The organism is Enterobacter sp. RIT637 (assembly GCF_019718755.1).
Lineage (GTDB): Bacteria > Pseudomonadota > Gammaproteobacteria > Enterobacterales > Enterobacteriaceae > Enterobacter.
The window spans coordinates 531366-549678 of record NZ_JAIHAZ010000001.1 but is presented as its reverse complement, the minus strand read 5'-3'; the positions used below and the strand labels follow the sequence as shown (position 1 = coordinate 549678).

Below are 18313 nucleotides of genomic sequence, written 5' to 3'. Positions count from 1 at the left end.
TTAATAACGCCATTCCCTTTATGGAGCGGCGTTATGTCAGACGAATTTTTTCTCTCCCTCCGCCACTGCCTGCATCATTTGTACGGCGTGGCGCGCCCCCTTTCCTGGCTGCATTTTCTTCCCCTGGCCCTGCTTGCGCTGGCGATTTTTCCGCTGACCGGCTGCGGTGATAAACACGAAAATAAGCCCGACCCGGTACGAACGGTACGCTATGTCGTGGTTGGCACCGCCCAAACCCTTCCCGCGCTGGAAAGAACCGGTGAGATCCATGCCCACGATGAAACGACCCTGAGCTTTCGCACCGGGGGCCGGATACTGACGCGTAGCGTCGATATTGGTGACAGTGTCACCTCCGGGCAGCTGCTGGCCATGCTTGACAACACGACCGGACAAAACCAGCTCGACGGCGCTGAGGCCGACTATGAAGGCGCCAAAGCCTCAGCGCAGGTCGCCGCGCTTAACGTCAGCCGAATGCAAAAGCTCATGCCAACGGGTGCGATAGCCCGCACGCAGCTCGACAGCGCCCGTGCGGACTGGCTTGTCGCCAGCGCGCGCTTAAAAAGCAGCGAGGCCGCGCGGCGAAATGCACGCGAAAGCCTCGGCTGGACGCGCCTGATCGCACCGCAGGCGGGCGTCATTACGGCCGTGAACGCCTCTGCGGGACAGGTTGTCAGCGACGGTCAGTCCGTGCTGACGCTGGCGACCGGTGAAGCCCGCGACGTGGCGTTTGATATTGCCACCCCTGATGCGATCCCGCCTCTGGATAAGGCGGTTTTGCAGGTTTCCCTCCTCAGCGACCCGTCGGTACAGGCGTCTGCCGTGCTGCGGGATATCACCCCGCAGGCCGATCCTCAGACCCGCACCTGGCGCGTCAGGGCCACCCTGCAAAACCCGCCGGCGGCCATGGCGCTGGGTGCCAGTGTGACCGTCACGTTGCCATCATCAGCCCCGCGCGGGTACACCCTTCCCGCGTCCGCGCTGACCCGTGCCGGCGACAAACCGGCTGTTTTTGTGATTACCCCGCAGTCGCGGGCGCAGCTGCGCGCGGTGGTGCCCGCGAGCTATACGGCCACCTCCGTCATGATTGCCTCCGGCCTGGAGCCGGGCGATCGAGTGATCACGGCGGGCGTGAGCACATTACGATCCGGCGAGCCGGTGATGGCTGGAGAGGTTCAGCCATGAACACAGGACCGGAAGCCAAATTTAACCTCTCCGCCTGGGCGCTGAAGAACCCGCAGATGGTCAGCTTTTTCATGCTGCTGGTGATTGCGATGGGCGTGTTCTGTTATGAGAAGCTGCCGCGTAACGAAGATCCGGCTTTCACCATTAAAACGGCCGTCGTCTCCGCGCAGTGGCCAGGAGCATCCGTGGCGGATACCACCCGCCTGCTGACCGATACGCTTGAAAAAAAGCTGCAGGAAACGCCCTGGCTGGATTATCTCGAAAGTGAAACCCGGGCCGGACGCACCGTTATCCATGTCAACCTCCGTGACGATACGCCCCCGCAGAGCGTGCCAGACATCTGGTATCAGGTTCGCAAAAAAATGCAGGACATCACGCCGTCCCTGCCTGAAGGAGTACAGGGCCCTGCCGTGGACGACGAGTTTGACGACACGTTCGGCACAATTTATGCCTTCATTCCCGACGGTTTCACCCTGCGTGAGGTGCGGGATCGCGTAGAGACAATACGGCGCGAGCTGATGTCCCTGCCGGATATGGGCAAAACCACCCTGCTGGGCGAACAGCAGGAGCTGTGGGTTCTCGCCTTTTCTCCGGCACGCCTCGCCGGGATGGGGCTCGATATTCAGGCCGTCGCCGACGCCCTCCGGGCGCAGAACGCGGTTGTTCCGGCTGGCGTTATGCGTACCGGATGGGAGAACATGGCGATAAAGGTCAGCGGGGCGCTCACGACCGAAGAGAGCTTACGCGCCGTCACGCTGCACGTGAACAATCGCTATATTCCGCTGACCGACATTGCCACCGTCACCCGGGAAATCGCCGAGCCACCGGCCCCGGCCTACCGGGTGAACGGCAAACCGGCTATCGGGCTGGCGGTGTCGATGGCGCCAACGGGCAACATGCTGCGTTTCGGTGCTGCGCTGAACGCCAGAATGGCGGTCCTCAGCACCGGGCTGCCGCACGGTATCGAGATGGTGAAAGTCGCCGATCAGTCAGCGGTGGTCAGTGACGCGGTAAGCGGGTTTATCCGGGTGCTTATCGAAGCCGTTATTATCGTGCTGGCGGTTTCATTTGTCTCACTGGGTTTACGGGCCGGGCTGGTGGTGGCGACGGCCATCCCGCTGGTGCTCGCCATGACGTTTGCCGGCATGATGCTCGCCGGTATTGGCCTTCAGCGCATCTCGCTCGGGGCGCTGATCATTGCCCTGGGCCTGCTGGTGGATGACGCCATGATCGCCGTTGAAACGATGGTCTCCCGGCTGGAAGCGGGGGATTCCCGTCGGCATGCGGCCACCCATGCATTCAAAACGACGGCCTTCCCGATGCTCACCGGTACCCTGGTGATGATTGCCGGCTTTATTCCCGTTGGTTTTGCGGCCTCCAGCGCCGGTGAATACTGTTTTTCCCTGTTTGCGGTGGTGCTCATTGCCTTACTCTGTTCCTGGGCTGTCGCGATCCTGTTTTCACCGCTGACGGGTACGTGGCTACTGCCGGAAAAAGTCAGACATCACGCGACGGGCCCCGGAAGGATCGCGCGCGGGTACGGACGGCTTTTACGCCTGGCACTGCGTCACCGAGTCGCTACCGTGCTGCTCGCCCTTTCCGCGCTGGGGCTGTCCGTGTACGGCACGACGTTTATGCAGGGCGAGTTTTTCCCCGCTTCGGACAGGCCTGAGCTGCTGGTCAGCCTGACGCTTCCGGCCAACGCGTCGCAGCCGGAAACGTTAAGAGAGGTGGAAAAGCTGGAAAAGACGCTGGTCGGCAACGGCAACATCAAGCGCTATTCGACGTACATTGGGTCGGGCGCCATCCGTTTTTACCTGCCGATGGACGTGCTGCTGGAAAATGAAAATATCGCCCAGATGGTCGTGGTGGCTAAAGATCTTGAGGCGCGGGATCGTCTGCATGCGCAGCTCAACAGGATCCTGGCGACGCAGTTTAGCGACATCATCACGCGCGTGTCGCCCCTCGAGCTGGGGCCGCCCGTCGGCTGGCCAATCAAATACCGGGTGAGCGGGCCTGATTATCTGCAGGTTCGAGCGTTTGCGAACCGTCTCACGGACGCGATTGGGCAGTCCCCGTTCTCACGTGACGTGAACCAGACGGCCGGAGAGCCGGAGAGGGTCATTACCCTTAAGGTGAATCAGACGGCGGCCAGGGCGGCGGGAATATCGTCAGAAAGCCTCGCACGCACGCTGAACACCATCTGGTCCGGCAGCGTGGTCACGTCCATCAGGGATAACGACCGCCTTGTCGACGTGGTGCTCCGGGCTACGGACAATGCACGTCACAGCACCGCTACCCTCTCCTCGCTCACGATTCAGGGGAATGACGGTAAAAAAATTCCGCTCAGCGCCGTCGCAACGCCGGTCTGGGGCGTGGACGATCCGGTCATCTGGCGTCGCCAGCGCGTGCCCTTTATCACGGTGCAAACGGATCTTGCCCCGGGGCTAAAGGCTGAAGCGGTATCCACGGCGCTGCGTCCGGCGGTCGACAAGCTGCGCGCGAGCCTGCCCGCAGGTTACAGCATTGAAGAAGGCGGCGCGGTTGCCGAATCGGATAAGGGGAACAGCTCCGTCTTTACCGTTCTTCCGGTAACGCTGGTCATCATGCTGTTGCTGCTGATGCTTCAGCTGCGGCGATATTCCCGTATGCTGCTGGCACTCCTGATGGCCCCGTTTGGTTTACCGGGGATCGTGCTGGCTATGCTCCCCGGCGGAACGCCGATGGGGTTTGTCGCGCTGCTGGGCGTCATCGCCCTGGCGGGGATGATCGTGCGGAACGCGGTGATATTGATTAGCGAGGTTGACAGCAATCTTGCTCAGGGGATGGCAGGCGATGCCGCGATTATGGCGGCTGCGGAGCACCGGGCCAGACCCATCAGTCTGACCGCCTGTGCCGCCATTCTGGGCATGATCCCCATTTCTCATCAGGTCTTCTGGGGGCCTATGGCCTATGCCATCATCGGCGGGCTGCTGGTTGCGACGCTGGTGACGCTTACCGTGTTACCCGCGTCGTTTAGCCTGCTGTTACAGTGGGGGGCTCAGCGCAAAGCCGCAGCCGACGGGCCGGGCTGAGTACCCATCTTTCTCCGATTACGCGGCGGTCAGCGCAAAACGGTCCTTCAGGACATGGCGAATTTCATCCTCCGCCAGCTGCCGCGTTTCAGTGCCGTTTGCCGTGATGGTTTTTAGCATATCGCCCAGCAAAATCTCGCGTCCGTCGGGGCCATGCTGCACAACCACCCGCTTCTGCACAAAGATCGCATCCGGGTGCGTGGAGTTAAGGTAGTTAGCCGGGACGAAATCAATCCATTCCTGAGGCGTCAGATCAAAACCGTATTGATTAGCCCATTCCCCCTCCACCTTCGCCTGAAGCAGATACTCGCCTTCCGCGCTGCGGCTCAGTCGGAACGTGTCGAAATCCTGCGTGATATCCACATCAAGCGTATCTAACGCCATCGGCGCGCGAATGCCGTAGCTGCCGAACCCGAGATCGCAAAGCCACTGTCGGCTCTCCACCTCGGCAATCAACGCCATATGGGTTTTCGGCCGCCGCACGGGGTAGAACATCGGGCGCGCCGCCACGAAACGGTAAGGTATCCCTAACGCTTCCAACACCATGGCAAAAAGCCCGTTCACCTCATAGCAGTAGCCGCCGCGCCCCTGCGTTAGCACCTTATCGGCAATCTCGTCTGGCACCAGCGAGACAACTTTGCCCGCCTGCACGTCCAGATTCTCAAAGGGAACGGAAAAAAGCTGATGGCGCATCAGCGCATGCAGGGTAGCCGTATCGGCAGCCGCCGGTCCGGTGTAGTTTATGCGTTTGAAATAGGTGGAAATGTTGAAATTATCGCTGTGCATAATGCCTCCTTGTCCTGAACATGCCGGACACTATAGATGGCGCACATCATTGGCTGTATAGTCAGTTTTATCGAAAATTAGCCTGAACAGATACCCATGTCTGCCCCGTCCCAGTCGTCCCCACACTATCGCCGCATTGCTGAGATGCTGCGCCTCACGCTCACGTCTGGCGCGCTGCGCGCCGGTGACCGGATGATCTCCGCGCGCAAACTGGCCGAACGCGAGCACGTTAGCCTGCCTACGGCGCTGGAGGCCCTTCGCTGCCTTGAGGCGGAAGGGCTGATTGTTGCGCGCCCGCGTTCAGGCTATTACATCCGCCAGACCAGCCAGCCTGCGCGCGTGGAGCCCACGCGTTCCCCGCCTGGTCCGGTCCCCGTCACCCTGTCCGCCGTAGCCCGTTCGCTGTTCAGCAGTGCTGAAGCCAGGCTGATCCCGCTGGGCGCCGCCCTGCCCGATCCCGCGTGGCTGCCAGGCGATGCGCTACAGCGGGCGCTGCACTCTGCGAGTCGTCGTCTTGACGCGCATGGGCAGAGCTATAGCCTGCCGCCGGGAAGGGTTGATCTGCGCACCAGGATCGCCGCGCGTTCCGCACAGTGGGGGGCCCGTTTCGGCGCGGACGACCTCATTATCACCACAGGCGCGACGCAGGCGCTGCGTCTGGCCCTTCGGGCCGTGTGTCAGCCGGGCGATGTCGTGGCGATTGAGCAGCCCGCCTACTTTGGCACGCTCCTGCTGCTGGAGGATTTAGGCCTGAAGGCCTTAGCGATCCCCACCGACCCTGTGGAAGGCCTGCTGCTGGAACCGCTGGCAGACGCCATTCGCTGCCACCGCCCCGCTGCCGTTCTGGCCTCGCCCACCGTGCAAAACCCGTTGGGTGCCAGCATGCCCGTCGCGCGCAAGCAGGAGCTGGTTGCCCTGCTCGAAGAGGCGGGAATTCCTTTGATTGAGGACGATGTTTACGGTGACCTGGTCGGCGAGGGGCAACGTCCTCCGGCCTGCAAGGCGTTCGACCAGAGCGGAAATGTGATTTACTGCAGCTCGCTGTCTAAAACGCTTGCGCCGGGCTGGCGAATCGGCTGGATTGCGCCCGGACGCTACCACCCGCAGGTCTTACAGGCCCGCATGGCCGGAGACTGGGCGGGCGCCCCGCTGCTGGAAGCTGCGGCGAGCGAGATGCTGGCAAGCGGCGACTACGATCGCCACCTGCGGCGGCTAAAGCGCCGGGTTGCAGAGGGCGTTTTAGCCGTCGTCGCACGAGTCGAAGCCAGCTTTCCACCGGGTACGCGCGTAAACGTGCCCGCAGCCGGTTTCCTGCTGTGGGTAGAACTGCCTCAGCAGGTCAACGCGCTGGAGGTGCACCGTCGCGCGCTGGCGCTGGGCATTGGCGTCAGCCCTGGCCCCCTGTTTTCCCCGGCCGCCGAGTTAACGCACTTTCTGCGGCTGAACTGCGCAAACGAACCGACACCCCGCCTGCTGAGCGCCGTGGAACAGATTGGCGCGCTGTGCCACGAGCTAGCCGTTTTCACACCAGACTCTCCAGCCACTCGGTAAAGACCCGCACCTTGCGGGAGAGGTGACGGTGTGGATAGAGCAGTGACAGCTTGCGGTCCGGCGAGCGATAGTCTGGCAAGACCTCAACCAGAAGACCGCGGTCAATGTAAGGCTGGAGAAAGAGATTCATCCCCTGCATTAGCCCCAGCCCGGCGAGGCCCGCCGCGATGTAGGCCTCGGAGTTGTCCACGACAAGCTTACCGGGCAGGGTAATCTCCGCGATGCCTTCCGGCGTGGTAAACGTCCACGGATGGATTTGTCTGCTGTTGTTATTCACCCAGTTGATGGCCTGATGTTGGTGTAAATCATCCAGCGTTTCTGGCGTGCCGTGCTGTGCCAGCCAGGCCGGGCTGGCGCAGGTCGTGATTTTGATGTTCCCCACTTTTCGCGCGATATAATCGCCGTCGTCCAGCTCGCCCACCCGCAGCACGCAGTCGAGACCGTCCCGCAGCATATCCCGGCGGCGGTCAGAGCTGCTCAGAACGATGTCGATTTCAGGATGCTGTCGATAAAAATCAGGCAGGTTCGGTATCACCCGCTGCGCCGCAAAAGCGATGGGCATATCCACACGCAACTGGCCGTGTATTACCCGGCCAGCACCAAACGACTCCAGCAATTCGTCCGCCTGCGCCAGCAGGGGTTTACTCCGGCGATAAAACGCTTCCCCATCAGGCGTCAGGCTAATCCGACGCGTTGTTCGCTGCAGCAAACGCGTGCCGCTGTGCTGCTCCAGAAGCTGTAACGCTTTGGTGACCGCCGGGCGATGGATCTGCAGATTTTCCGCAGCCTGGGTCAGGCTCCCCGACTCGACAATTTCAATAAAAATTCGAATAGATTCAAAAAGGTTTATTTGCATAAGGGCCGCTTTTGCCGCGAGCAGGATAAAATGATTGTTATTAATTTTATAACAGTGATGAATATTTCTGGCTATTTTTCCTAACAATGCTGCGCCCTACACTCTCCTCCATTCAAACGAGAGGGAGAGTCTGCTATGAAAAATAACCGTATCTGTCAGATCCTGGGGATCGAAAAGCCTGTTATTCAGGGGCCGTTGTCCTGGCTCACGGATGCCCGTTTAGTTGCCGCGGTCAGCAATGCCGGAGGGCTCGGCGTGCTGGGGCCTAATGCCGGTTTAACCGCCGACACCGCAGTCTCCACGCCGGAAGAGACCGCCGAAAAAATGCGCGAGGAGATTCGTAAAACCAAACGGCTGACCGAAAAACCCTTTGGCGTGAACCTGATCCCCACAGCCGTTAATGACGTCTGGACTGGACCTATTCTTCAGGTGGTGAAAGACGAAGGCGTCAGGGCCGTGGTGTATACGGGCTATGGGGAAGGCAGCATTATTCCTGCGCTGTTCAGCGAGTTAAAAGAGGCGGGTATCGCCATTATCTACCGCGACATCAATCCCACCCCGGAAAACACCCGCCTCGCAGAAGAGATGGGGGCAGACATTATCGTCGCCACCGGTTTTGATGAGGGCGGCACCTTACCCGCGACGGCACTTGGCACCTTTTCCATCGTGCCGCTGATTGCCGATGCCGTGAAGCACGTCCCGGTGATGGCCGCGGGCGGCATTACCGATAATCGCACCGCCAGAGCGGCGCATGCATTGGGTGCGGAAGGCGTGTTTGCCGGGTCGGTCTTTATCAGCACGGAAGAAAGCCGCGTGCCGCAGGGGGTCAAAGAGAAAATTGTTGCCTCCAACGGTCTCGATTTGCTGCTTTTCCGCACCGTGCCCCACTACTACCGCTCTCTTCCCGGCAAGCTGGCGAACAAACTGGCGGCGATGGATAAAGCAGGCGCAAGCAACGAAGAGCTGGGTAAGGCAATGGGAGGTTTACGGGGCCTGCGCCTGGGCATGCTGGAAGATAATACTGATGAAGGCTATATCGCGCTCGGCACGGGGATTGGTAACATCCGCAGCGTGAAAAGCGTGGCCGAGATCGTCAATGCGTTAACGGTTGAGTAAGCCCCCGGCGTCCTGACGGTTATCAGGACGCCCTGTATTGTCAGGGAATAATCCGCGCGGCTCTCAGCTGCGCGAACAGGCTGAAAAACATCTCATCGGTGGCCTGCATTTGCGTAAAGCCCGCCCTGCGCAGCTTGCTCCCGTCACCGAACATGTCGTAATCCCAGCTAAAGACAAAATCGGCAAACCGCCCGTCGCTCAACTGCAGAATATCCGCTTCCACCAGCCGCTCTCCGGCAAGCTCGCGCCATACGCCGCGATAATCGTTAAACAGCTGATGAAATGACAGCCTCACCGGCGGCGCAGAGTCCAGTTCAAACCAGCGTGCGATGCGCGGCCACAGCTCGCTCCAGCGCCAGATATCGCCATTGTTCACGTTGAACGCCTGATTCTGTGCCGCAGGTGACGCGGCGGCCCACAGGGTTGCCTCGGCCAGCAGCCCGGCGTCGGTATGGTCAACGATGCTGTACCAGGCCTGTTCCGAACCGGGAAAACGCAGCGGTAACCCCAGCGCCTTGCACAGGGAGGCGTACAGGGCGATGCTCAGCGCAAGGTTCATGACATTGCCCGGTACCGCGCTCCCCACCACACCCGGCCTGATGGCATTCCAATGCCAGCCTTTCCCCCGCTGAAACTGGCTGAGCCACGTGAGCTGTGCGGCGTTAAATTCGGCACCCGGCACGCCGGGATCGCTTTCCCGCGCCGGGGTTTTAAACGGCCCCAGGTGTGCGCCATACACTTTGTAGCCCTGCATCAGGCTGACCGTCTGCAAAGGTGCCGTTTTTTCGAGGGTGCTGACCAGGTTACGCAGCATAGTGACGTTCGGCTCAACCATGTCCGTCCAGTTCGCCGCGTTCGCCCAGGCGCTGTAAAAGATGTGGGTGACATCGTTCAGGGCGTCCAGCGCCCGCGCGGTGTCCTGCGCATCCAGCAAATCGACGTTCACCACTGGAATGCCGTCCGGGTGGGTTACCGCGTGGCGACTGAGGCCGAGCACCTCCCACTGATGGTGCAGAAGCGTGTTGACCAGCTGTCTGCCGACAATGCCGCTGGCGCCCGCGACCAGGGCGACGTTGTGTTGCTGCATCTTATTCATGGTGTTTCTCCGGAAAGGGTGACAGACGCAGTGTGATCTATTATTTTTTCTGGAGATATCCCCTGAAACCGATGGCACTTATAAGCAGAATCATTAAATGAATAATAAGCTCAATGCCATTTCCACCTTTCTACGCGTCGCGGAAGCGGGCTCGTTTTCGGCGGCCGCCCGTCAGGCCGGTATTAAGCAGTCCGCCGTCAGTCAACAGATCGCGGCGCTTGAGGAATCGCTGGGTGTGGTACTGCTGCACCGTACGACGCGTACGATGAAGCTGACCGAACAGGGTGAACGTTACCGGCGTGATATGCAGCTTGTGCTGGACGCCATGGGGGAAGCGGAAAGGCGTTTACATCCTGTCGACCCTAGCGTTCAGGGACGCGTCCATGTCCAGTTACCGAGCGGCCTGGGGCAGATTTTTTTGCCGCATCTGCTGACGCTACAGCACCTGCATCCCGAACTGCAGCTGATGATTTCCCTGGATGACCGCCTTGCCGATCTGGTGACGGAAGGCGTGGATGTCGCGATACGGCTGAGCAGTGAGCCTCCGCAGGCGCACGCGGCTCGCGTGCTGGCGCGGATTGAAGCCGCGCTGTTTGCCGCTCCCGGTTTTCAGGCGGTACACGCCGTCAGCGAGCTGGCGACGCTGCCACACGTACGGTTCAGCGGTATTCCGCTGGATGCTCCCCTGCGCCTGATTGGTGGCGAGGAGACGTTCGAGGTCAACGTGAATACCGTTTTCCGTGCCAACACCAGCGACGCGCTGCTGCAGGCGCTGGCGTCCGGCATTGGCATCGGCGGCCTGCAGCGACCGCTCGCGGCCCGCGCGCTACAGGCGGGCACGCTAGTACCGGTGCTGCCCGACTGGCGCTTGCCCGATCGCTTCCTGTATGCCGTTTATCCTGACGCCCGCTTTATTCCGCAACGCGTCAGAAAGGTCGTCAGCGTGATTGAGCAGTTACTGCCTGAAATAATAAAGAAAAGCTGATTGTTCCCGCCGTAAATCACGTGCATTTTTTAACCGCAAGGAATAGAGTATTTTTACCGTATCCCCTGTTTCTGGAGCACGTATGCCGGATTATTGTTTTTTCCAAAAAGGCCCGAACCTCATTGCGATCGAGAGCGCAAACGCCGATGCGGCCGCTCAGCTCATCGCTCAGGGGTTTGAAAAACAGTTTGAGGAGATCGGCGCCACCGATGACAAAGAGGCGCTGACCCGCCTTGCTGATATCCGTAAAAATAATGACATCGATCGCCATAACTTCCTGGCCGGAGCGGGCCAAATGCCGTGGATCGGCGTGCTGACGGCTGCGGCAACCTGGCTGACGCAAAAGAAATAACGCACTCTACCTCGCCACCGGCAAATCGGCGTACCGCGTCGTATAGGCCGGTGACAGCATCTCGCGCTTCATCGCCCAGGATTTATCAATCCCCTGCCCGGCGAACCATATCTTCCCTTTGCCGGAATGATTGACGCTGTCGATCATCTCCATCAGCGCCGCGCTGTTGGCGCGCAGGCGATTGTCGTCAAACAAATTAAGCTGGGCAACGCCGCTGCTGAAAAAGTCCGCCAGCATGACCCCGGCTTTCATATAGCGGTATCCGTCGAGCCATATACGCCCCAGCGCCTCCGTGGCGGCGCGGATGATATCGCGCGAGTCATTGGTGGGCGTCATCAGGGTGACGGAAGCCTGATTGCCATAATAAATTTCGTTGTCCGCGTGCGGGCTGGTGCGCACAAACACGCTGATAAAACGACAGTATTGATGCTCGCCCCGCAGTTTCTCTGCTGCGCGTTCCGCATAGGCACAAATCGCCTGGTGCATCTCTTCGTATTGCGTAATACGGTGTCCAAACGAACGGCTACAGATGATTTGCTGCTTCGTGGGGGTGAACTCTTCCAGATCAAGGCACTGCTCGCCGCGAAGCTCGCGGGCCGTCCGTTCCAGTACCACGTTAAAATGTTTGCGGATGACCCAGGATGACACTTCCGCCAGCTCCAGCGCCGTGATAATGCCCATCGCGTTCAGTTTTTTCGTGATGCGCCGCCCTACTCCCCACACCTCCTCTACCGGAACCTTTGCCAGCAGTTTACGCTGCCGCTCGCGGTCTGAGAGATCGACCACGCCGCCCGTGCTGGCCCAGCGTTTCGCCGCATAGTTGGCCAGCTTCGCCAGCGTTTTTGTCGGAGCAATACCGACGCCAACGGTTAGGCCCGTATTTTTAAAGACCTGCGTGCGCATCTGATGACCGAATGCTTCCAGCGACAGGCAGTTGCTGACACCCGAAACGTTCACAAATGCTTCATCAATGGAGTAGATCTCAATGGCCGGAGCGAGATCGGTCAGCGTCTGCATGACCCGGCTGCTGAGATCGGCATACAGCGCATAGTTTGAGCTAAAGACGTAAACCCGCGACGGGTAGCCCTTTTCTTTGAATTTAAAATACGGCTCCCCCATTTTTATGCCGAACTGCTTTGCCTCCCGCGACAGTGAAATAATGCAGCCGTCGTTATTGGACACCACCACGATAGGCTTCCCTTCCAGATCGGGGCGGAACACCCGCTCGCAGGAGGCATAGAAGCTATTCACATCAACCAGCGCGAACATGTTTATGCGTTTTGAGCGTGTGGGTGACGACGCCGAAGATCTGCAGCTCCTCTTCGGAATGAAAGGTAATCGGCTGATAGCGGGCATTATGCGGCAGAAGTCTCAGAGCCGGGCGAGTCTGTAGCTCTTTCACCGTAAACTCACCGGCGACCGACGCCACGACGATATCCCCATGTTCGGCATTTAACGAACGATCGACCACCAGCAGATCGCCGTCGCTAATTCCCGCTCCAATCATGGAGTCTCCACTCACCTTGATAAAATAGGTCGCACTGGGGTGCCTTACCGCCAGCCGGTTAAGATCGAGACGATCCTCCACGTAATCCTGCGCCGGGCTGGGGAAACCACAGGCGACGCGTTCTAAAAATAAAGGTAATTCAATGATTTGTTTTGGATGATAAGAAAAGAGAGTGTCCATAATGCCTTTCCCGCCAGATGCTGTATATAAATACAGTATTACGGATTATGGGCGAGGATCAAGGTGATTTCCGGAGGCCAACCCAAACGCGTTGAAGTTTGAGCGGATTTAATTTGTCCATAGCCTGTACAAGTCACTCCACCAGGACCTTCACCTTGGGCTTAGACAGCAAAATATGGATAAGCCCGGTAAAGGCGACCGGTTTAAAAAAGTAGTATCCCTGCTGGTATACGATGTTATTCCGGTTGAGATAGTCTAACTGCGCCTTCGTCTCAACGCCTTCCGCCACAATGCTAATGGAGAGCTTACGCGCCAAATCCAATACGCAATCGAGGATCCGGGTGGAGTCCTCGTGTTCATTGACTCTGCTGACGAAGCTGTGGTCAATCTTGATGTAATCGATATGCAGATCGTGCAGATAAGAGAGCCCGGAATAACCGGTACCAAAGTCATCCAGGGCAATGGCAAAACCATTTTCATGGAGGACGTTCAGGGTCTGCACGAGGCGCTCATCAATATCCAGCGGCTCTCGCTCTGTCACCTCAATCACATGGTTTAAGTCCTTTCTGACGAAGCTATTTTTATATTTCAGGCATTCGTCCACGAAGCCCGGCATCGCGATATGGGAAGCGCTGAAGTTAATGCCGATATGGAAACCTTCCGGAAGCTTGCTGGAGATGGCATTCATTTGCGTCACCACCTGCGCCATCAGGCTTTGCGTGAGGGAAACAATCAGCCCCGATTTTTCAGCAATCGGAATGAATGCGCCGGGTGAAATATAACCCGCTTTAGGGTGTTTCCATCTTGCCAGAACCTCCACGCCACGCAGCGTGCCCTCCCTGCCGTTAACCACGGGCTGGTAAAACGGAATGATTTCTCTCTTCGCAATCGCGCTGCGAAGTGTTTCTTCAGGAAGCGTGTGTTTGTTCAGGTACTTATACAGAACATAAGCCGCGATACCGGCAACCAGCAGTACGAAAAGGAGTATGCCTCCCCCCTGGGTAAGAAGTCTTTTCAGGCTGAAAAAAGGCGCAGGGTTGTATCGGATGCTATAGGCGTATTGTTCAGAGTAAACCTGTCTGGCCTCACGTTCGCCGGGAGGCATAACGTGCAGTGCGCCAGAGGCGTCAATCGCGCTCCCGCCCACCGCTAATGAATACTTCACGTGCTTTAACGGCGTGCTTAACGCATCCCGGATATGGCGATCGCTGATCGTCACGATAATACGGTTTTCTGCAAACCGGGTCTGAAAGAGCAACACCGGCTGCCCGTTAACCGTATCGCTTGCCGGAACAAGAAATAAGGGAGTATCGGGTAATTGATTAATATGCCGCAATAACACGCGATTTCCCGGCAGAGATGAACACCAGGGCTGCCCCTGCCTGATGATGACGATAGTTCTGAGATGTGGCTGAAGTGCTGCCTCCGTCCCCAACTGGTACTGGCCTTCTGCATCGCACCCCTTGACGATAATTTCCGTCGCCGTTCGGGCGGCAATGCGCGCTTCGTCAAGAATGTCATTGATATCGCTTACAGCGTATCGGGCTCCCGACTGACTGTCGGCCCGTGCTGAATACCAGAGTTGAATATTGAGGATAAAAATACCCGCAATAAAAATGGCTACTGCTGCTGCGACAGGCACAAAAGTGTTACGCATCAACGTATCTACCCTACAGGGTTATGCTTATAAATAGCATGGTCGACAATAATAAAAATAACCATGTTATCTTTAAATCTGTGACTTATTGATGACTTGCTTGAAGAGTTAAAATAAAACAATCACTATAAAAACACTAATGATTGACTTTGAATTTAGACTAATGCATATTTTACAGCACGAATTAACAAGACTTTTTGGAGGACGTTTTCTATGCCAGCCCGTGATTATCCCGACAAACGCGTTGCTCGCGGTTTAGCAAAGGAGGCCGATCTCAGGATGTTGAGCGCCCGCATCGATCCCGACCTGATGGAGTACATCAGAACCACCGCCTATGAAACCCGCAAAAGTAAGCAAGAGATTGTGGCGGAAGCGTTAGCACTTCACCGGCAGAATAACCAGATGACGCCTGCGGCAGACTAGGCCAGGGCTTCATCTGGCAGGCGGCGTTCTGTTTTCGCTTAATCCACCAGCGAATTCAGCGTGTCCAGCGCGTCCGGCGGTAACACCAGATCTGCGGCGGCAAGGTTTTGCCGCAGATGCGCCACGGAGGACGTTCCGGGGATCAGCAGGATGTTCGGAGAACGTTGCAGCAACCACGCCAGCGCAACCTGCATTGCCGTTGCACCCAGCGCATCCGCAACCGTCTGCAACCCGGAAGATTGCAGCGGCGTGAAACCGCCCAGCGGGAAGAATGGCACATATGCAATCCCCTGCTGCGCAAGCGTATCCACCAGCGAATCATCACCGCGATTCACAATGTTGTACATGTTCTGCACGCACACCACGGACACCATTTTCTGCGCCTCGGCGACCTGAGAGGCAGTTACGTTGCTCAATCCAATATGACGAACCAGCCCCTGCTGCTGCAGCTCCGCCAGCGTGGACAACGGTTCTGCAATCGATCCTTCTGCAGGACCGTGGGCGCTAAACATGATCCGCAGATTGACCACATCCAGTACGTCCAGCTGCAGGTTGCGCAGATTATCATGCACCGCCTGAGTCAGTTCCTGCGCGGAAAAGGCCGGGAGCCAGGCACCTTTGTCGTCACGGCGGGCGCCGATTTTGGTCACGATGGTCAGATCGTCCCGGTAAGGATGAAGCGCCTCGCGGATCAGCTGGTTAGTCACGTGCGGGCCGTAAAAATCGCTGGTATCGATATGATTCACACCCGCGTCCACCGCTTCGCGGAGCACCTCCAGCGCGGCCTGCTTATCCTTCGGTGGGCCAAACACGCCCGGCCCGGCAAGCTGCATCGCGCCATAGCCCAGTCGTTTAACCGTTCGCGTGCCGAGCGCGTACGTTCCGCTTTTATCAATGCTGCTCATGTTGACCTTCCTCATAAAAATGATCCGGGTTTACAACAGGTTCCCGATCGGAGCCCTAAGTTAAGCACGAGTTAAATTAAAGTTTAAATTCTATACGACGATAGTATGGATGTACCTCTGCATCTTTCTAACGGACGACCGCTATGCTGAAAAATCTGCACGTGATTACCGGTATTATCTTTGCCCTCACCATATTCTGTCTGCTGCAAGTTGTCACGGGAGGGTTGTTCTACTCCGCCGTCAGCAACGATCGTCATAACTTCCAGAACTCCGGGGTGCTCAATGCCCAGCAGGAGAGCCTGAGCGACAGCGTCAATACGCTGATAAAAACGCGCGTTACCGTCACCCGCGTGGCGATCCGTTACCTGAAAAACCAGCGCGATCCTGCGTCCCTCGCGGCGATCAACAAGCTGTTAGGCACCGCCAATGACTCTCTGGCGAAAGCCGAAGCCTATAACAAAGAGTGGCAGAAAATGCCGCAGGTTAATGGCCAAAACGCGGCGTTAACCGAAGAGATGCAAAAATCCTGGAATCAAATGCACGAGGTGATGCGTCTGTCGATTGAGTATCTGCGCGCCGACAACTATCAGGCTTACGGTGACCTGGATGCCCAGCAGGCGCAGGACGGGATGGAAGCGGTCTATAACCGCTGGCGTGCCGAAAACAACACCCTGCTTAAAGCGGCGACACAGGAAAATCAGAGCAGCTTTACGCAGATGCAGTGGACGCTGGTAGGGATTTTCCTGGCCGTGATCGCCGTACTGGTCGTGATCTGGCAGGGCTTACAGCACCTGCTGCTGAAACCGCTTAAAACCATCATGAACCACATCCGCACCATCGCGGGCGGGGATTTGACGCAAAGCGTCAATATCTCTGGCCGCAATGAGATGGGACAGCTGGCGGCTGGCCTGCATGAGATGCAGCAGTCGCTGGTTAACACGGTCAGTGCCGTGCGCGGGAGCACGGATTCGATCTATACCGGCGCGGGTGAAATTGCCGCCGGGAGCAATGACCTCTCGGCCCGTACCGAACAGCAGGCTGCCTCGCTGGAAGAGACTGCCGCCAGTATGGAAGAGCTGACCGCAACGGTTAAACAGAACTCCGATAACGCGCGTCAGGCTACGCTGCTGGCGAAAAATGCTTCTGAAACGGCCGCACGCGGCGGTCACGTCGTGGATAACGTGGTTCGCACGATGACCGAAATTGCCGACAGTTCACAGCAAATCGCGCACATCACCGGCGTGATTGACAGCATCGCCTTCCAGACGAACATTCTGGCGCTTAACGCGGCGGTGGAAGCCGCACGCGCCGGGGAACAAGGCCGTGGCTTTGCGGTTGTTGCCGGTGAAGTTCGTACGCTGGCCAGCCGCAGCGCACAGGCGGCGAAGGAGATCAAAGGGCTGATTGAGAATTCCGTCAGCCGGGTCAACACCGGCTCTGAGCAGGTGAGCGAGGCTGGCGCAACGATGAAAGAGATCGTCGCAGCGGTCACCCGCGTCACCGATATTATGGGCGAGATTTCGTCAGCATCTGACGAGCAGAGTCGCGGTATTGAGCAGGTGAGCCTGGCCGTATCGCAAATGGACAGCGTGACGCAGCAAAACGCCGCGCTGGTGCAGGAATCCGCCACGGCCGCAGCGGCCCTGGAAGACCAGTCCGAGCAACTGCGTCAGGCCGTGGCAGCATTTCGCCTGAACGTGCAGGAAAGCGCCGCGCCGCGCCCCAAAAATGTGAAAACGCCACAGCTATTGCGCCCGGCAACGGCCAGCGCGTCGGGCGACAATCACTGGGAAACGTTCTAAGCACTACCGCTAGCGGCTGCGCTTGGCGTGCCGCTCCCAGTTCTCCTGTTTCGCCTCGTCGGATTTTCGCAGCGAAACATAGCAAGCCCCGCTGCCGCCATGGTGCGGCAGCGCGACACAAAATGCCTGCACTTCCTCGAACTCCGTCAACCAACGCGCCAGATAGCTGCGCACCACATTAGGGTGCGACTTCAGCTCACGCCCTTTGCCGTGCACGATAATCAGATTGCGCAGCCCGTCACGACTGGCCTGCCGGATAAAAGAATACAGCATCTGGCGGCAGCGCTCGGCGGGCTGACGTAAGAGGGTTAAGCTGGCCTGGCGGGTATATTTACCGGAACGCAGCTTATCAATAACGCCCTGCTGAACCCCTTCGCGCTGGAACATCAGCGGCTCTTCGAGCGGCAGCAATTCCAGAAAACCCAGGGTCAGAAAGTTGTCGAGCTGTTCGGTATCAATGTCCTGGCGAGCCCGTGAATTACGGCTTTGCTGCCAGTGGATGTCCGTGCAGCGTTTCAGGGGCTGAACGTCTTCCATGGCGTCAAGAAAAAGGGATTTGTCGTCAGGGTTCATGGAAATCCTCCGGCTACATCTGGGCTTGTACTATACCTGCCCCAGACAGTCGCCTCAATCACCCCTGCAGGATGCGGGGGTGAGAGACATATTAACCTGATGAATATATATAGCCATTATTAAAAACATTTAAAGCAGACTTAACTAAAACTTCAGTAAAGTTAAAATAAGTGATTTGCGTTAAATTTTTATAAAATCAATCACCCGGCTGCCTTTCATTTTTCGGGAAAGGTGTTATACCTAAATATACCTGCCTCATGGATATAAT

Annotated in this window: 16 protein-coding genes; 8 read left to right on the top strand and 8 right to left on the bottom strand. The window is 57.9% G+C overall.

What is annotated here, in order from left to right:
* The first annotated feature begins 33 nt into the window (after positions 1–33).
* Together K5E19_RS02665 and K5E19_RS02660 are read left to right on the top strand one after the other, a co-directional pair.
* Entirely contained in the window at positions 34–1182 is a 1149-nt protein-coding gene (locus tag K5E19_RS02665) for an efflux RND transporter periplasmic adaptor subunit (RefSeq protein WP_221549851.1), read from the top strand.
* On the top strand, positions 1179–4256 hold the full coding sequence (locus K5E19_RS02660) for an efflux RND transporter permease subunit (RefSeq protein WP_221549850.1): 3078 nt from the start codon (positions 1179–1181) through the stop codon (positions 4254–4256). The genes K5E19_RS02665 and K5E19_RS02660 overlap by 4 nt, the downstream gene beginning before the upstream one ends.
* Before the next feature lie 18 nt (positions 4257–4274).
* Here K5E19_RS02660 and K5E19_RS02655 read toward each other — a convergent pair whose 3' ends face one another.
* Complete coding sequence (locus K5E19_RS02655; RefSeq protein WP_221549849.1) at positions 4275–5042, bottom strand: arylamine N-acetyltransferase; 768 nt, start codon at positions 5040–5042, stop codon at positions 4275–4277.
* 96 nt (positions 5043–5138) lie between these two features.
* On the opposite strand from K5E19_RS02655, the gene K5E19_RS02650 reads away from it, so the two are divergent.
* Complete coding sequence (locus tag K5E19_RS02650; protein WP_221549848.1) at positions 5139–6593, top strand: PLP-dependent aminotransferase family protein; 1455 nt, start codon at positions 5139–5141, stop codon at positions 6591–6593.
* Here the strand turns inward: K5E19_RS02650 and K5E19_RS02645 are convergent.
* Positions 6565–7449 carry a LysR family transcriptional regulator gene (locus K5E19_RS02645; protein ID WP_221549847.1) on the bottom strand — a complete coding sequence of 295 codons (885 nt, stop codon included), beginning with the start codon at positions 7447–7449 and terminating at the stop codon, positions 6565–6567. The two genes, K5E19_RS02650 and K5E19_RS02645, sit on opposite strands and share 29 nt — an antisense overlap.
* Positions 7450–7584: 135 nt before the next feature.
* Here K5E19_RS02645 and K5E19_RS02640 point away from each other — a divergent pair, with 135 nt between their 5' ends.
* Positions 7585–8565, top strand: a complete 981-nt coding sequence (locus tag K5E19_RS02640) for a nitronate monooxygenase family protein (RefSeq protein ID WP_221549846.1) — start codon at positions 7585–7587, stop codon at positions 8563–8565.
* Between the two features lie 40 nt (positions 8566–8605).
* Here K5E19_RS02640 and K5E19_RS02635 read toward each other — a convergent pair whose 3' ends face one another.
* A complete protein-coding gene (locus K5E19_RS02635) occupies positions 8606–9661 on the bottom strand; it encodes an SDR family oxidoreductase (protein ID WP_221549845.1) in 1056 nt (351 codons plus the stop codon).
* A gap of 97 nt (positions 9662–9758) precedes the next feature.
* Here K5E19_RS02635 and K5E19_RS02630 point away from each other — a divergent pair, with 97 nt between their 5' ends.
* Together K5E19_RS02630 and K5E19_RS02625 are read left to right on the top strand one after the other, a co-directional pair.
* Positions 9759–10646 carry a LysR family transcriptional regulator gene (locus K5E19_RS02630; RefSeq protein WP_221549844.1) on the top strand — a complete coding sequence of 296 codons (888 nt, stop codon included), beginning with the start codon at positions 9759–9761 and terminating at the stop codon, positions 10644–10646.
* 82 nt (positions 10647–10728) lie between these two features.
* Positions 10729–10998 (top strand): hypothetical protein, encoded by a 270-nt coding sequence (locus K5E19_RS02625; RefSeq protein ID WP_221549843.1) that lies wholly within the window; start codon positions 10729–10731, stop codon positions 10996–10998.
* Positions 10999–11004: 6 nt separating this feature from the next.
* Here K5E19_RS02625 and umuC read toward each other — a convergent pair whose 3' ends face one another.
* From umuC to K5E19_RS02610, 3 genes are all read right to left on the bottom strand, one after another.
* Positions 11005–12267 (bottom strand): translesion error-prone DNA polymerase V subunit UmuC, encoded by a 1263-nt coding sequence (umuC, locus tag K5E19_RS02620; RefSeq protein ID WP_221549842.1) that lies wholly within the window; start codon positions 12265–12267, stop codon positions 11005–11007.
* Positions 12251–12685: a translesion error-prone DNA polymerase V autoproteolytic subunit gene (gene umuD, locus K5E19_RS02615; RefSeq protein WP_221549841.1), complete on the bottom strand. Its 435-nt coding sequence runs from the start codon at positions 12683–12685 to the stop codon at positions 12251–12253. The genes umuC and umuD overlap by 17 nt, the downstream gene beginning before the upstream one ends.
* A gap of 133 nt (positions 12686–12818) precedes the next feature.
* Entirely contained in the window at positions 12819–14342 is a 1524-nt protein-coding gene (locus tag K5E19_RS02610; RefSeq protein ID WP_221550025.1) for a cyclic diguanylate phosphodiesterase, read from the bottom strand.
* Positions 14343–14555: 213 nt separating this feature from the next.
* On the opposite strand from K5E19_RS02610, the gene K5E19_RS02605 reads away from it, so the two are divergent.
* Complete coding sequence (locus K5E19_RS02605) at positions 14556–14765, top strand: hypothetical protein (RefSeq protein ID WP_174339430.1); 210 nt, start codon at positions 14556–14558, stop codon at positions 14763–14765.
* A gap of 38 nt (positions 14766–14803) precedes the next feature.
* Here the strand turns inward: K5E19_RS02605 and K5E19_RS02600 are convergent, their stop codons facing one another.
* A complete protein-coding gene (locus K5E19_RS02600; RefSeq protein WP_221549840.1) occupies positions 14804–15670 on the bottom strand; it encodes an aldo/keto reductase family oxidoreductase in 867 nt (288 codons plus the stop codon).
* A 143-nt stretch (positions 15671–15813) separates the two neighbouring features.
* On the opposite strand from K5E19_RS02600, the gene tcp reads away from it, so the two are divergent.
* A complete protein-coding gene (tcp, locus tag K5E19_RS02595) occupies positions 15814–17472 on the top strand; it encodes a methyl-accepting chemotaxis citrate transducer (RefSeq protein ID WP_221549839.1) in 1659 nt (552 codons plus the stop codon).
* Positions 17473–17481: 9 nt separating this feature from the next.
* Here the strand turns inward: tcp and smrA are convergent, their stop codons facing one another.
* A complete protein-coding gene (smrA, locus tag K5E19_RS02590; protein WP_221549838.1) occupies positions 17482–18045 on the bottom strand; it encodes a DNA endonuclease SmrA in 564 nt (187 codons plus the stop codon).
* Positions 18046–18313 lie beyond the last annotated feature (268 nt).

Bases quoted from the DNA above. Each gene is read 5' to 3' on its own strand.
- K5E19_RS02665 (WP_221549851.1), top strand. From the start codon at position 34: ATGTCAGACGAATTTTTTCTCTCCCTCCGCCACTGCCTGCATCATTTG.
- K5E19_RS02660 (WP_221549850.1), top strand. From the start codon at position 1,179: ATGAACACAGGACCGGAAGCCAAATTTAACCTCTCCGCCTGGGCGCTG.
- K5E19_RS02655 (WP_221549849.1), bottom strand. From the start codon at position 5,042: ATGCACAGCGATAATTTCAACATTTCCACCTATTTCAAACGCATAAAC.
- K5E19_RS02650 (WP_221549848.1), top strand. From the start codon at position 5,139: ATGTCTGCCCCGTCCCAGTCGTCCCCACACTATCGCCGCATTGCTGAG.
- K5E19_RS02645 (WP_221549847.1), bottom strand. From the start codon at position 7,449: ATGCAAATAAACCTTTTTGAATCTATTCGAATTTTTATTGAAATTGTC.
- K5E19_RS02640 (WP_221549846.1), top strand. From the start codon at position 7,585: ATGAAAAATAACCGTATCTGTCAGATCCTGGGGATCGAAAAGCCTGTT.
- K5E19_RS02635 (WP_221549845.1), bottom strand. From the start codon at position 9,661: ATGAATAAGATGCAGCAACACAACGTCGCCCTGGTCGCGGGCGCCAGC.
- K5E19_RS02630 (WP_221549844.1), top strand. From the start codon at position 9,759: ATGAATAATAAGCTCAATGCCATTTCCACCTTTCTACGCGTCGCGGAA.
- K5E19_RS02625 (WP_221549843.1), top strand. From the start codon at position 10,729: ATGCCGGATTATTGTTTTTTCCAAAAAGGCCCGAACCTCATTGCGATC.
- umuC (WP_221549842.1), bottom strand. From the start codon at position 12,267: ATGTTCGCGCTGGTTGATGTGAATAGCTTCTATGCCTCCTGCGAGCGG.
- umuD (WP_221549841.1), bottom strand. From the start codon at position 12,685: ATGGACACTCTCTTTTCTTATCATCCAAAACAAATCATTGAATTACCT.
- K5E19_RS02610 (WP_221550025.1), bottom strand. From the start codon at position 14,342: ATGCGTAACACTTTTGTGCCTGTCGCAGCAGCAGTAGCCATTTTTATT.
- K5E19_RS02605 (WP_174339430.1), top strand. From the start codon at position 14,556: ATGCCAGCCCGTGATTATCCCGACAAACGCGTTGCTCGCGGTTTAGCA.
- K5E19_RS02600 (WP_221549840.1), bottom strand. From the start codon at position 15,670: ATGAGCAGCATTGATAAAAGCGGAACGTACGCGCTCGGCACGCGAACG.
- tcp (WP_221549839.1), top strand. From the start codon at position 15,814: ATGCTGAAAAATCTGCACGTGATTACCGGTATTATCTTTGCCCTCACC.
- smrA (WP_221549838.1), bottom strand. From the start codon at position 18,045: ATGAACCCTGACGACAAATCCCTTTTTCTTGACGCCATGGAAGACGTT.